At 42.0% G+C, this 15,367-nt stretch carries 7 protein-coding genes and 3 rRNA genes; 3 read left to right on the top strand and 7 right to left on the bottom strand.

Annotated elements, in window-relative coordinates:
* Both I6E85_RS13350 and purL read right to left on the bottom strand, forming a co-directional pair.
* Nucleotides 1-2,451 (bottom strand): YdbH domain-containing protein, encoded by a 2,451-nt coding sequence (locus tag I6E85_RS13350; protein WP_197237006.1) that lies wholly within the window; start codon nucleotides 2,449-2,451, stop codon nucleotides 1-3.
* Between the two features lie 121 nt (nucleotides 2,452-2,572).
* Entirely contained in the window at nucleotides 2,573-6,463 is a 3,891-nt protein-coding gene (gene purL, locus I6E85_RS13345; RefSeq protein ID WP_197237005.1) for a phosphoribosylformylglycinamidine synthase, read from the bottom strand.
* Nucleotides 6,464-6,674: 211 nt separating this feature from the next.
* Here purL and mltF point away from each other — a divergent pair, with 211 nt between their 5' ends.
* Nucleotides 6,675-8,183 carry a membrane-bound lytic murein transglycosylase MltF gene (mltF, locus tag I6E85_RS13340; RefSeq protein ID WP_197237004.1) on the top strand — a complete coding sequence of 503 codons (1,509 nt, stop codon included), beginning with the start codon at nucleotides 6,675-6,677 and terminating at the stop codon, nucleotides 8,181-8,183.
* A gap of 163 nt (nucleotides 8,184-8,346) precedes the next feature.
* Complete coding sequence (locus tag I6E85_RS13335) at nucleotides 8,347-8,514, top strand: hypothetical protein (RefSeq protein ID WP_007584688.1); 168 nt, start codon at nucleotides 8,347-8,349, stop codon at nucleotides 8,512-8,514.
* 2 nt (nucleotides 8,515-8,516) lie between these two features.
* Here the strand turns inward: I6E85_RS13335 and tadA are convergent, their stop codons facing one another.
* Entirely contained in the window at nucleotides 8,517-9,032 is a 516-nt protein-coding gene (gene tadA, locus I6E85_RS13330) for a tRNA adenosine(34) deaminase TadA (protein ID WP_033026952.1), read from the bottom strand.
* Nucleotides 9,033-9,210: 178 nt separating this feature from the next.
* Here tadA and I6E85_RS13325 point away from each other — a divergent pair, with 178 nt between their 5' ends.
* Nucleotides 9,211-10,515 carry an inosine/guanosine kinase gene (locus I6E85_RS13325; RefSeq protein WP_010554383.1) on the top strand — a complete coding sequence of 435 codons (1,305 nt, stop codon included), beginning with the start codon at nucleotides 9,211-9,213 and terminating at the stop codon, nucleotides 10,513-10,515.
* Nucleotides 10,516-10,552: 37 nt separating this feature from the next.
* On the opposite strand, the gene glsB is transcribed toward I6E85_RS13325, so the two are convergent.
* The 4 genes from glsB to I6E85_RS13305 all read right to left on the bottom strand — a co-directional run bounded on the left by glsB (nucleotide 10,553) and on the right by I6E85_RS13305 (nucleotide 15,346).
* Nucleotides 10,553-11,476: a glutaminase B gene (glsB, locus tag I6E85_RS13320; RefSeq protein ID WP_101162826.1), complete on the bottom strand. Its 924-nt coding sequence runs from the start codon at nucleotides 11,474-11,476 to the stop codon at nucleotides 10,553-10,555.
* Between the two features lie 539 nt (nucleotides 11,477-12,015).
* A 5S ribosomal RNA gene (gene rrf / locus I6E85_RS13315) occupies nucleotides 12,016-12,130 on the bottom strand.
* A gap of 63 nt (nucleotides 12,131-12,193) precedes the next feature.
* Nucleotides 12,194-12,308 (bottom strand): 5S ribosomal RNA (rrf, locus tag I6E85_RS13310).
* Nucleotides 12,309-12,455: 147 nt separating this feature from the next.
* A 23S ribosomal RNA gene (locus I6E85_RS13305) occupies nucleotides 12,456-15,346 on the bottom strand.
* Nucleotides 15,347-15,367: the final 21 nt, after the last annotated feature.

Genomic DNA, 15,367 nt, shown 5'->3' with positions numbered 1-15,367 from the left:
TTAGTTTCCTTTTTGTGAGTATTGTTGCTCAACTTTTTGTGTAATTTCGTCACTTAAACGTAGTGCGCGTAAAAGTGTAAATACGTTTTCTTCGTGGTTATAATTAAAGTTAACCTGCTGCTGCTCTGCTTTATTATAGCCTTGCAAATTAACCCCTAGTTTTAACCAACCATCATTTTTTAGTGCCACACTGCTATTAAGTTTTTGAATATCTAAATTAGTTAATAGCCCTAACACAGGTTGTAACTCTTGCTGTTGCTGCATTACTGAATCAAACGCGGCATTATTGGTAATTTTTAAATTACCTGTTCCTTGGCTAAATAAGCTACCGTCAATTATTTCAATTTTTCCACTATCAAAGTGAACTGGTAAAGACCCCGCCAAGCGCCCCGTTAATACAATGCCCGACTTATCGTCGAGTGTAACGAGTTTACTTGCATCAATGTTTTCAAACTTAACATTAGCAACTTGGTTTGGCTTCCCTATTGTGTAGCTATCTAATGAAAACTCGCCACCAAACACACTTCCTTTTACATCATTTATAAGCGCGGTATTGTTATTAACTTGCCATTGACCTTCAATCGCTTTAACTACAGCACCTGCTCTAAATTCATTTAAATTAAAGGTAGTTGGTTTTACATTAAGCTTACCTGAATTATATTCCCCGCTAAATACACTGTTTAAGTCACTCGCAAGGTAATCGTTATACAGTGCACTTGTATGACTAATCCCCATATTGAACGATGCACTTTGTAAGTTTACATCGCCACTAATATAGCCATTAAGTTCGCCCTCTGTTAACTGTGCAAGTGGCTCAAATTGACTAATAAACGCATTTAACGACAGCGCACTTTGTTCAGGAATAATGACTTCAAACGGATGATCTTGCGATGATATATGATGATTTATAACTAACTCAACATCGTTTATAAATGCGTGATGCGTGGCTTTTAGTGCACGGCTTTGCAAGCCCGTAGACTCTATTTTTATATTATTAAGTTTTATGTCGAGGCTATTAACAGCCTTTATATTCGTTTTTGCTGTTAGATCAGCAAATAACTCACCTACGCCTAAATTAGCATTTGCTGTTAATGTGTTACTTATATCTGTGACTTTAAATTCTTTATATTCTGCGCTTTTTAATTGCTGCGTTAACACTACCTCTGCGTTTAACTGTTTATCCATTTTTGCAGTTAAATCACCTTGATATTGCACTGCACTCATATCAAACGCATCTACACTATTAAGCGTTAATTTAGCATTTATAAGCCCAATTGGTTTTGAGTCTATAAACTCACTTATATTAAAGTGACCACTGAGGCTAAGCCCATTCGCTGTTGCAGGGACAAACTCAGGCAAACTTTCAAGTATAACGGCGTAATCGCCTTTAATCACAGCGCCAGATAACTGAGCATTAACGCTAATATTATTTATATCGGGTGTATTTATTTGAGCTGATAAATTTGTCTGTAAGTACTCAAGTGGAGATGTAATATTTAGTGTTGTATCTGTTATTAAAATATCAAATTGCTTATCGCCCACGCTTACCAAATTAATTACAGGTACACTCAACTTACTAGCCTCTAAGCTAATTGATTGAGGGAGTTTAAGTTGCCAATTTAAAGGAACTTGTTTGCTAATAAAGCCTGCATATTCACTCGGTGGTATTAACTCAGTACAGCTTGGTGTTAAATTAATTTTGTTATTAAGCAAATCGGTATTAAACATTAACGCTTGGCTATTTAAATTAAAATGAGTCGTCAATTTACCAGTGGTTAATACGTTAACTTTGCACTGCTCATAAGTGTGAGCAAGCTGGGAACTAATATCACCATTTAACTCAAGTTCTATACCATCAAAGCTAAACGCTTGCTGAGTATTAAAGTTAAAATCTGCGATTAATGTATTTTTAGTGTTTATAACCTGCTTTAAAAGTGTGTCATTAATTTCAAACTGACCACTTACTTTATTAGCAGTCAAAATTGCACTCGCGTTTATATCACCCGTAACATTAAATTTATTTAGCTCGGGTTCTAATATACTTATTTTAAGTGACTTATTGAGCTCGTCACTTTTTACTACAAGCTGTTTAATGCTGATTAATGGGCGATTTAAGGGAAGTGCTAAATCGAGATTTTTAGCAAGTTGATTAGCATTATCACTTTTAGGGAGTGAATTAACTGCTAGCACTGCATTTTTAATATCTATACGCTTTGTATTTGCAGTAATACCAGTAAGTTGTAATTGTTGATTTTGATAATTTACACACACTTTATCAGCATGAATATTTAGTTCAGACGTGATTGAAAAATCAAGGCAGTTTAATGTGACACCCGCTTTTTCGAGCTCAGGCGCTATAACCCACTGTAATAAAGGTAAACGAAATACATAACCAAGCAGTAAGGTACTTAGCAATACAGCCCCAACAATTAAACCAACTCGCTTAAACATACTATCCTTAAATGCTTTGTGCTTTTAGCTAAAACTATACTAATCAAAAAAGGCTGCACAATGCAGCCTTTTTTATTTTACAGTAAGATTATGAATCTAACTTGTATAAACGCAAATGTAATTAACCTACGTTTTTACGTGCGTTACGGAACATACGCATCCACGGGCTATCCTCGACCCACTCATCAGGATGCCAAGAGTTGGCAACGCTTCTGAATACACGTTCTGGATGCGGCATCATTACAGTGGCGCGACCATCAGTTGACGTAATACCTGTAATACCTTCTGGAGATCCATTAGGGTTAGCTGGGTACTGCGTTGTAGGGTTACCGTAGTTATCTACAAACTTAACCGCTACAGTGCCACTATTAAGCGCCGCTTTAGTGGCTGCATCGTTTGCAAACTCAGCATGACCTTCACCATGAGAAACTGCTATAGGCATACGCGAGCCAGCCATTCCGTTAAAGAACACAGACGGATTCTCTTGTATTTCTACTAAACTAAAGCGTGCTTCAAAACGCTCTGATTTATTAGTTACAAAGCGCGGCCAATGTTCAGTGCCAGGGATCAACTCTTTTAATGTTGATAACATTTGGCAACCGTTACATACACCTAAGCTAAAGGTATCTTCACGGTGGAAGAAGTTTTGGAACTGATCGCGTGCCATGTCGTTAAACAAAATAGACTTAGCCCAACCTTCACCCGCACCAAGTACGTCACCGTATGAGAAACCACCACATGCCACTAAACCTTTAAATTGCTCTAGCGTTAAACGACCTTCTAAAATGTCGCTCATGTGTACATCAATGGCAGCAAAACCAGCACGATTAAACGCTGCAGCCATTTCTAAATGAGAGTTAACACCCTGCTCACGTAAAATAGCCATTTGTGGTTTAGCACCGGTTGCAATGTATGGCGCCGCTATATCTTCGTTTAAATCAAAGTTAAGTTTTACGTTTAAGCCTGGATCTTTTGCATCAAATTTAGCATCAAACTCTTGCTTAGCACATTCAGGGTTATCACGGCGTGCTTGCATTTGATACGTTGTTTCAGCCCAAATAGTACGAAGCTCAGTACGCGTATGATTAAGTACCGTATTTTCGCCACGGTTAAATATAATCGCATCGTCACTGTTAAGCGTGCCAATGTTGTGGCTAATTGCTGCTATACCATGTTGTTCAAACACCGCATTTACTGCATCTAAATCAGCATTTGCTACTTGGATTACGGCACCTAGCTCTTCGTTATAAAGTGCTTCAATGTCTGAACCTGTTAAGTCAGCTAAATCAACCGTTACACCGGTATGACCCGTAAACGCCATTTCAGCAACAGTGGTAAATAAACCACCGTCTGAGCGGTCATGATAAGCAAGTAACTTACTATCAGCCACAAGTGCTTGCATTGCGTTATAAAAGCCTTTTAATAACTCAGGGCTATCAACATCAGGTGTTACATCACCCAATTGCTTATAAACTTGCGCAAGGCTTGATGCGCCCATGCGGTTTTTACCCGCACCTAAATCAACTAATATAAGCGATGTATCGCCTTTATCTGTGCGCAGTTGTGGCGTTACTGTTTTACGTACGTCGTCAACACGCCCAAACGCAGTTATAACCAGTGAAAGCGGCGATATTACTGACTTCTCTTGTGAGTCACCTTCATCTTTCCATGTCGTTTTCATTGACATAGAATCTTTACCCACTGGAATCGTTAAACCAAGCGCAGGACAAAGCTCTTCCCCTACGGCTTTAACCGCTTCGTATAAACCAGCATCTTCACCTGGGTGACCCGCTGCTGCCATCCAGTTTGCCGATAACTTAATGTTTTCAAGGCTACCGATGTTTGCACAGGCAATATTAGTTAACGACTCAGCTACCGCTAAACGAGCAGATGCACCGTAATTAAGTAATGCTGCAGGAGTACGCTCACCGAGTGACATAGCTTCACCGTGGTAAGTATCATACGTTGCCGCAGTTACTGCACAGTTAGCAACAGGTACTTGCCAAGGACCGACCATTTGATCGCGCGCTACTAAACCCGTAACTGAGCGATCGCCGATTGTTATTAGGAATGTTTTTTCTGCAATGGCTGGTAAACGCATTAAGCGCTGCGCTGCATCTGCTGCATTTATTAATGTAGTATCAAGCGCTTTACCAACAACGTGCTTTGACGTTACATCGCGGTGCATTTTAGGTGCTTTACCTAATAATACGTCCAGCGGTAAATCAACAGGGTTATTTTCAAAATGGCTGTCTGACACTGTTAAGTGAGGTTCAGCGGTTGCTTCACCAATAACAGCGTACTGGGCACGTTCACGCTTACAAATTGCTTCAAAGCGGTCAAAATCCTCTACGCCAACAGCAAGTACATAACGTTCTTGTGATTCATTACACCAAATTTCGTGTGGTGCCATGCCTGGCTCATCGTTAGGAATGCTACGTAATTGGAACTTACCACCACGTCCGCCATCGTTAACAAGCTCAGGGAACGCATTTGATAAACCGCCAGCACCTACATCGTGGATGAATGCAATTGGGTTTTCGTCACCTAGCTGCCAACATTTATCGATAACTTCTTGGCAACGACGTTCCATTTCTGGGTTTTCGCGTTGTACTGAAGCAAAATCTAAATCTTCATTTGATTGACCTGAGGCCATGCTTGATGCAGCACCACCGCCTAAACCAATGTTCATTGCAGGTCCACCTAGCGCAATTAATTTTGCGCCAACAGGAATATCACCTTTTTGAACATGATCAGAGCGAATATTACCTAAACCACCGGCAAGCATAATTGGTTTATGATAACCACGTACTTCTTCGCCATTATGGCTTGTTACTTTTTCTTCGTAAGTACGGAAGTAGCCTAATAAGTTAGGACGACCAAACTCATTATTAAATGCCGCGCCACCTAGTGGACCCTCTGTCATTATATCAAGCGCGTTAACAATACGACTCGGCTTACCAAAATCGCTTTCCCATGGTTGCTCGTAACCTGGAATACGTAAATTTGATACAGTAAAGCCAACTAAACCTGCTTTTGGCTTAGAGCCACGACCAGTTGCGCCTTCATCGCGAATTTCACCACCAGAGCCTGTAGCCGCACCAGAGAATGGCGCGATAGCTGTTGGGTGGTTATGCGTTTCAACTTTCATTAGTATTTCAATGTCTTCTTGATGATACGCATATTCACCTTGCGCATTTGGGAAGAAGCGACCCGCTTTTGAGCCTTTCATTACTGCCGCGTTATCTTTATACGCCGACAATACATTTTCAGGATTTAACTCAAACGTATTTTTAATCATTTTAAACAGCGATTTTGGCTGCTCTTTTCCATCGATTGTCCAGTCAGCATTAAATATTTTATGGCGACAATGCTCTGAGTTTGCTTGTGCAAACATAAACAATTCGATGTCGTTAGGGTTACGTCCTAACTTTATAAAGTTTTCTACCAAGTAATCTATTTCGTCATCAGCAAGGGCAAAACCTTGCTCAACATTGGCTATTGCTAATGCTTCGCGTCCGCCACCTAAAATATCAACAGACGACATTTGGCGCGGTGCATCACTACGAAACAGTTGTGCAGCATCTTCAAACTCACTATGCGTGGCTTCGGTCATACGGTCGTGCAATAACGCAATTACTTGTGCAAGTTGTTCTGCGTTTAAGTCACCTTCAACATAATAAGCAATACCGCGTTCAACACGGTGAACCTGTTTTAAACCACAGTTATGGGCAATATCGGTTGCTTTAGATGCCCAAGGTGAAATGGTACCTGGGCGAGGTGTAACAAGTACAAGTTTGCCAGCTGGGGTATGCTCAGCAATAGTTGGACCGTAAGTTAATAGTTTTTCAAGCTTGGTTTGCTCGGAGCTACTCAACGGCGATGTTAAATCGGCAAAGTGAGCATACTCGGCGTATACGTTAGTGACTGGAAGTTGCGATTGTTGGCAACGCGCTAAAATTTTATTAACTCTGAACTCTGACAGTGCTGGTGCACCACGAAGGATCAACATAGGTAATTTCATCCGGGGTTAGGGATTGAACGATATTTTAGGCACGCATTATAGTCCAATTAGCATTCAGATTTAACTCAAAATTACGCTTTTCATAAAATTAACTTTTTAGCTTTATTTATAGCCTCTTTTGGTTAATAAAATAAAAGGTAAAGTGACGCGATGGCTTAGTTTTGCTATAACGGTGACTGGCGAGCTTAAGGGGCACTCAATGTTCAAAGAAAAACTAATAATAATCATTACTTTAGTTATGCTGTTATGTGCATGCGATATGCAAGAGCAGCTAACTCAACTCGCCCAAATAAAAGAACACAATAAAATACGTGTGGGTACCCTTGCCAGTGCTAGTAATTATTATCAAGCCGTTCAAGGTGAGCAAGGCTTTGAATATGAGTTATCTCAAGCCTTCGCTGAATATTTAGGTGTAGAGCTTGAAATAGTCCCTTTCTTTAACTTATCTGATATGTTTGAACGCCTTGAAAGCGGTGATTTAGACTTAATAGCGTCAGGACTTACCTATAATAAAACCCGTGCAGAGCAATACCGCTATGGGCCAACTTACAGAACAATCAGCCAAAAGTTAGTTTATAAACAAGGGCGCGTTCGTCCTCGAGAGTTTGACGATTTAGATGGCAACTTTACTGTTATAGCTAAAAGTAGCCACTCGCTTACTCTACAAAAAATGAAGAAGAACAATCCAGATCTCACTTGGATAGAAAGCGAAGAGTTTGATGAAGAAGAACTACTTCAAGCAGTTATTGATGGCGAGATAGATTACACACTCGCTGATACGCACACGCTATCGCTGTTTCGCCGTTATCACCCAAATTTAAGCATTGGTTTTTCAGTTAGCCATAATGACCCGATTGCATGGATACTTAATAAATCTAAAGACGACTCTTTATATGCGTTGTTGGTGCCATTTTTTGGTGACGTTAAGCAAAGTAACCAGCTCTATGTACTTGAAGAAAAATACTTTGGTCACGTACGCCAATTTAACTATGTAAATACCCTTGCTTATATCGAAGCAATTAAAGAAACCTTACCAACATACCAGCCATGGTTTGAACAATATGCAGGTAGCCTTGACTGGCGGTTATTAGCGGCACTAAGCTATCAAGAATCTATGTGGAATCCTCGCGCTAAATCACCAACAGGTGTGCGCGGCATCATGATGCTAACTCGCAGTACAGCCAAACAAGTAGGTGTTACTAACCGGTTAGAACCAGAGCAAAACATTCGTGGTGGCGCTAAATACTTAAGCAAGCTTATTAAACGTATTCCTGACCGTATCCCGCAACCCGACCGCACATGGCTTGCTTTGGCCGGATACAATGTAGGTTGGGGGCACGTTAACGACGCACGTATAATTACCGAACAGCAAGGCGCAAGTCCTGACAAATGGGCTGATGTAAAAAAACGCCTACCGCTATTAATTAAAAAGCGCTATTACCGTAAAACTCGCTACGGTTATGCCCGAGGCGATGTAGCTGTTAAATATGTCGATAATATTCGTCGCTATTACGATGCACTTGTTTGGCTAGATGAAAATGATGCTATTGCTGCAGAGCCTGAGCCAGAACCAATTACAGAGTTGAGCACTGATACTGAGCTAAAGCTAAACGAAAAAAGTGAAGTGAAAAGTAAGGCCGATGAAGCTCAAACAGAAAAACAACAACCTATAATCGAACCCGAACAGTCGAGTGAAAACAATGGCTAAGATTAATATAAGTACCCGTTTATTGAGTATGTCAGTAAGCAAAATTTAAGTAAATTAAATATCTGTTTACTTGTCACCAAATGATCACTAATGTGTGTTAATTGTATATCATTATTTTATAAGATATACCCGTGCCTTTCTCACTCTTGCATTAGGAGAAAACATGCTAAAACGTAGACGCACACAAAGATTAAAACGCAATGTCATTTATTCAACGGCCACACGTCGTCGTGTTATGTTGCGAAAACTACACAAAAAAATCATCTGGCGTCGCCGAATGTTTGCTATGCAGCAAATGGCTGAATCAGAAATAGAGCCAATCGCTAGTTAACTTTAGTTAGGCTTATTTATTTGTTCATCACGAGCAGCTTTCTTAGCTGCTTTAATTTGCGCTCTTCTACGTTTAAAAAAATTCGAAATAGTATCACCGCACTGCTGTGCCAAAACACCACCACACACCTCAACTTGATGATTTAACTTAGGCTCTTGTAATAAATTCATAATTGAACCCGCAGACCCTGTTTTAGCATCGACTGCTCCAAATACTAAACGCTTTATTCTGCTATGCACTAACAATCCCGCACACATAGAACAAGGCTCTAACGTTACGTATAGGGTGCAATCAATTAAGCGGTAATTGTTAAGGACTTTTCCAGCTTCTCGCACTGCAATCATTTCGGCATGGGCAGATGGGTCATTATCCGTTATTGAGCGGTTATACCCAACTGAAACTAGCTGGTTATCTTTGACTACAATTGCTCCAACCGGAATTTCATCAAGCAGCTCTGCTTGCTTTGCATACAAAAGCGCTTGTTCCATCCAGTAGGAATCATCAAATGGTTCGTTCATTATTTCTACTTAAATAACCTTTTATGCTGTAATTATACCTAGTTAGCACTCTAAAGTGCGCCATTCATTACTTTATTGCAAAAATAAAACAATATTTACCCGTTTGTAATGGCTCACTCGTGCTGATTTACGCTATAATCTCACGCTTTTTTTATTTAGCTCACAACACGGGTAGCAAATGAAATTTCCTGGACGCCGCAGGCATAAACATTATTTTCCAGTGGAAGCCAAAGATCCACTTACCAATCAACTTAACGCAACAGAGCGATTACAACGTAGTTATATTACGGGTATCGATCAGATCGTTGTTGATATAGAGGCAAAAGTTGATCAAGCTTTCCTTGACGAATTTCAACTACGTAGAGGGATGTCGCAAGTTATTGATAGCGATACAACAAACGCCTTATACGATCGTTTAAAATTAAACAATATGGTTGATTTTGAGTTTGCCGGTGGAACCATTGGTAACACTATGCACAACTACTCTGTACTTGCAGATGATCGCTCAGTTTTATTAGGCGTAATGAGCGAAAATATAAAAATAGGTAGCTACGCTTATCGTTTTTTATGTAATACCTCAAGCCGTGTAGACTTAAACTACCTTCAACCAGTTGATGGGCCTGTAGGCCGTTGTTTTACATTAATTGATGAAACCGGTGAGCGTACTTTTGCAATAAGTGCAGGCCTAATGAATCACTTACGTCCTGAATCTATCGATAAAGACCTTATTGAGAATTCATCAGCGTTAGTGATTAGTGCCTATCTTATGCGTACTCAAGGTAGCGAAACAATGACTGAAGCCACTATGCAAGCGGTAAAATACGCTAATGATGCAGGTGTGCCAGTTGTGCTTACACTCGGTACTAAGTTCTTAATTGAACAAGACCCTACTTGGTGGGCAAACTTTGTTGAAAAGCATGTTGATATTCTTGCTATGAACGAAGAAGAAGGTTTAGCTATTACAGGTTTTGAAGATCCTCTTCTAGCTGCTGATAAAGCACTTGATTGGGTAGACTTAGTTATTTGTACCGCTGGCGAAAAAGGCTTATTTATGGCCGGCTACGTAGACGAAAGCTTAAAGCGTGAAACCGAATACCCGTTACTACCAGGCGCCATACCTGATTTTAACCGTTACGAATTCTCACGAGCTATGCGTAAAGATGAGTGTGATGAACCTATCAGAGCATATAGTCATACGGCCCCATTTATGGGTGGACCTGATTCAATCAAAAACACCAATGGTGCAGGTGATTGCGCACTTGCGGCTGTGCTTCATGATTTGTCAGCGAATGTTTACCATAAGCTTAATGTGGCAAACTCAGCTAAACATCAGCAACAAGCTATTACTTACTCGTCACTATCGCAAATTAGTAAATATGCTAACCGAGCGAGCTATGAAGTATTAGTTCAGCACTCTCCGCGTTTATCTCGTGGTTTACCTGAACGTGAAGATTGTTTAGAACAAGTTTATTGGGAACAATAAATAACGGTGGGAGCAATTATTGCTCCCTATCGATTTCCTAAAAAATAGAAATATCGAGCTTTTTAGATAGCAGTTCTAATGCTGCTATTCCTGCAACGGAGTTACCAAACGAATTAAGCCCCGGAGAATAAACAGCCACTGTAAACTTATTTGGTAGTACAGCTAAAATAGTACCTGATACTCCCGACTTACCAGGCATACCCACTCTGTAACCAAAATCACCCGCAGCATCATATAAACCACTCGTGAATAAAAGCGAATTAAGCTGTTTATTCTGACGACTACTTAAAACACGATTGCCCGATCGATTATCAACACCTTTATTAGCTAAAAAATTATAAGCTTTTGCTAATTCAATACAGTTGAGCTCAATAGAACAAAAATTAAAGTAAGCCCACAAAACATCATCTACTTCGTTTTCAAAATTACCAAACGATTTCATCAAATGCGCCATCGCAGCATTTCGGTGCCTGAACTCATACTCTGAATTAGCGACTTTTTTATCAATTACTATGCCTCTATTACCAGCTAATAACCTGAAGGTTTCGAGCATAGAATGCATTGGCGCAGATAAGCGGCTGTATAACGCATCACACGTTACAATTGCGCCTGCATTGATGAATGGGTTACGAGGTATTCCCTTTTCAAACTCAAGCTGTGTAAGCGAGTTAAAGGCTGTACCTGAGGGTTCCTTTCCGACTCTATGCCAAAGTTCATCACCATAACGCTGTAGTGCCATAGTAAGTGTCATAACTTTAGAAACTGATTGAATAGTGAAGCGTTGAGAACAATCCCCCGCACATACAGTTTCACCATCAGTTGTATAAATAGCGATAGAAAATTGTTCCGGATCAACCTCGGCAAGCGCCGGTATATAATCAGCTACTTTCCCTTGTGATAATAAAGGACGTACTTCATATGCGATTTCATCAAGCACCTTTTGGTAATCAGCTGTAGGCAATCTAGACCTCTATATCGTCATTCATAAAAATTGGATTTTAACACGCGCTATTAAGTGCACCTAGTTTTGTTGTCGAATTTAACGGTGAGATTTTACTAAATTTAAATAGAAAAAAACGTCACATTACTGTATCTGGTTTCTCTTAATTAAATCCTGGTAATGTCATGGTGCCCACTGCGGTGGAGAGTCACAGTGCAAATGCTACGAACTCATTGTCGAGCGGAGATTTTTATGATTTTAGCGTCGGGAGTCGCTACGCTCGCCCGACCTACGTAATAGGTGTTAATGTGAGTGGGTGTTAATTGCGCGTATTTCACTTTTCTGCAGACATAAAAAAGCCCGAATCTTAAATTCGGGCGCTCTACAATGTGAAGTCGGTGCGCTACGCAGTAGGATGTCGTAGTGCCCACAGCGGTAGAGAGTCACATAGCAAATACTACACTATTATTAATCGTATCGTCTCTTAGTATGCAGAGTTTTACTAATTTCAAAAAGCAAAAAACCCGTTACATTGCTGTAACGGGTTTCTCTTAATTAAATCCTGGTAATGTCCTACTTTCACATAGCAAATGCTACACTATCATCGGCGCTGTTTCGTTTCACTACTGAGTTCGGCATGGAATCAGGTGGGTCCAAAACGCTATTGTCACCAAGAAAATTCTTTTCAATTTTCTTATTTTTAATTATTAAGATTAAAGTCCTTCGACTGAATTTGAAGCCTGGTAATGTCCTACTTTCACATAGCAAATGCTACACTATCATCGGCGCTGTTTCGTTTCACTACTGAGTTCGGCATGGGATCAGGTGGGTCCAAAACGCTATTGTCACCAAGCAAATTTGGGCGTTAATCCGTATCGCTACGCACTAACTGAATTTGGAAAATATCTGATAATATTTTTTAAGTCTTTCTTCAAGTAATATCTACTTTAGTCATATTAACTTCTGTCTAAACTGTCGCATAAAACGCGTTTGGCGTTGTATGGTTAAGCCTCACGGGTAATTAGTACAAGTTAGCTTAATGGCTCACACCACTTCCACATCTTGCCTATCAACGTTGTAGTCTTCAACGGCCCTTCAGAGACTTTAAAAGTCTAGTGAGAACTCATCTCGAGGCCTGCTTCGCGCTTAGATGCTTTCAGCGCTTATCAGTTCCGAACGTAGCTACCGGGCAATGCCATTGGCATGACAACCCGAACACCAGCGGTTCGTTCACTCCGGTCCTCTCGTACTAGGAGCAACCCCTCTCAATTCTCAAACGCCCACGGCAGATAGGGACCGAACTGTCTCACGACGTTCTAAACCCAGCTCGCGTACCACTTTAAATGGCGAACAGCCATACCCTTGGGACCGACTTCAGCCCCAGGATGTGATGAGCCGACATCGAGGTGCCAAACACCGCCGTCGATATGAACTCTTGGGCGGTATCAGCCTGTTATCCCCGGAGTACCTTTTATCCGTTGAGCGATGGCCCTTCCATTCAGAACCACCGGATCACTATGACCTACTTTCGTACCTGCTCGACGTGTCTGTCTCGCAGTTAAGCTGGCTTCTACCATTACACTAACCGTACGATGTCCGACCGTACTTAGCCAACCTTCGTGCTCCTCCGTTACTCTTTAGGAGGAGACCGCCCCAGTCAAACTACCCACCAGGCACTGTCCGTAACCCCGATTCAGGGGCCAACGTTAGAACATCAAAACTACAAGGGTGGTATTTCAAGGTTGACTCCACAACAACTAGCGTCGCTGCTTCAAAGTCTCCCACCTATCCTACACATGTAGGTTCAATGTTCAGTGCCAAGCTGTAGTAAAGGTTCACGGGGTCTTTCCGTCTAGCCGCGGGTACACAGCATCTTCACTGCGATTTCAATTTCACTGAGTCTCGGGTGGAGACAGCGTGGCCATGGTTACACCATTCGTGCAGGTCGGAACTTACCCGACAAGGAATTTCGCTACCTTAGGACCGTTATAGTTACGGCCGCCGTTTACCGGGGCTTCGATCAAGAGCTTCTCCCTAAGGATAACCCCATCAATTAACCTTCCGGCACCGGGCAGGTGTCACACCGTATACGTCATCTTGCGATTTTGCACAGTGCTGTGTTTTTAATAAACAGTCCCAGCCACCTGGTCACTGCGGCTCCCGTCCGCTTAGAGAGCAAGTCTCATCACAGATAGGAGCGTACCTTCTCCCGAAGTTACGGTACGATTTTGCCTAGTTCCTTCACCCGAGTTCTCTCAAGCGCCTTAGTATTCTCTACCTGACCACCTGTGTCGGTTTGGGGTACGATTCCATATAATCTGAAGCTTAGAGGCTTTTCCTGGAAGTATGGCATCAGCAACTTCATCACCGTAGTGACTCGTCTCGTGTCTCAGGTTTAGTGTTTGTCCGGATTTACCTAAACAAACGCCCTACTCACTTTCACATAGACTACCAACGCTATGCTTGCTTAGCCTGCTCCGTCCCCCCATCGCAATTATATCGAGTACAGAAATATTAATCTGTTTCCCATCGACTACGCCTTTCGGCCTCGCCTTAGGGGTCGACTTACCCTACCCTGATTAACATGGGATAGGAACCCTTGGTCTTCCGGCGTGGGAGTTTTTCACTCCCATTATCGTTACTCATGTCAGCATTCGCACTTCTGATACCTCCAGCATACCTCCCGGTACACCTTCAACGGCTTACAGAACGCTCCCCTACCACTCAGAATAAATTCTGAATCCGCAGCTTCGGTGCATAGTTTAGCCCCGTTACATCTTCCGCGCAGACCGACTCGACCAGTGAGCTATTACGCTTTCTTTAAAGGATGGCTGCTTCTAAGCCAACCTCCTGGCTGTCTGGGCCTTTCCACATCGTTTCCCACTTAACTATGACTTTGGGACCTTAGCTGGCGGTCTGGGTTGTTTCCCTCTTCACGACGGACGTTAGCACCCGCCGTGTGTCTCCCGGATATTACTTTACGGTATTCGGAGTTTGCAAAGGGTTGGTAAGTCGGGATGACCCCCTAGCCTTAACAGTGCTCTACCCCCGTAAGTATTCGTCCGAGGCTCTACCTAAATAGATTTCGGGGAGAACCAGCTATCTCCCGGTTTGATTAGCCTTTCACTCCTAGCCACAGGTCATCCCCTAACTTTTCAACGTTAGTGGGTTCGGTCCTCCAGTTGATGTTACTCAACCTTCAACCTGCCCATGGCTAGATCACCGGGTTTCGGGTCTATACCTTGCAACTATTCGCCCAGTTAAGACTCGGTTTCCCTACGGCTACCCTATTCGGTTAACCTCGCTACAAAATATAAGTCGCTGACCCATTATACAAAAGGTACGCAGTCACCCAACAAGTGGGCTCCTACTGCTTGTACGTACACGGTTTCAGGTTCTATTTCACTCCCCTCACAGGGGTTCTTTTCGCCTTTCCCTCACGGTACTGGTTCACTATCGGTCAGTTGGGAGTATTTAGCCTTAGATGATGGTCCACCTATATTCAGTCAAAGTTTCACGTGCTCCGACCTACTCGATTTCACTTAAAATGTCTTTTCATGTACGGGACTATCACCCTGTATCGTGGCGCTTTCCAGCAGCCTTCCATTAACACATAATAAGCTTAAGGGCTGTTCCGATTTCGCTCGCCGCTACTTTCGGAATCTCGGTTGATTTCTTTTCCTACGGGTACTTAGATGTTTCAGTTCTCCGCGTTCGCCTCGTTAACCTATGTATTCAGTTAACGATACCTGCAAGCAGGTGGGTTTCCCCATTCGGAAATCTTAGTCTCAGGCGCTTTTTACTAGCTTGACTAAGCTTATCGCAAGTTAATACGTCCTTCATCGCCTCCAACTGCCAAGGCATCCACCGTGTACGCTTAGTCACTTAACCATACAACCCAAACGGGTCTTT

Source organism: Pseudoalteromonas sp. NZS71 (assembly GCF_015864715.1).
GTDB classification, from domain to species: Bacteria; Pseudomonadota; Gammaproteobacteria; order Enterobacterales; family Alteromonadaceae; genus Pseudoalteromonas; species Pseudoalteromonas arctica.
This window is presented reverse-complemented; position numbering and strand designations above follow the sequence as displayed.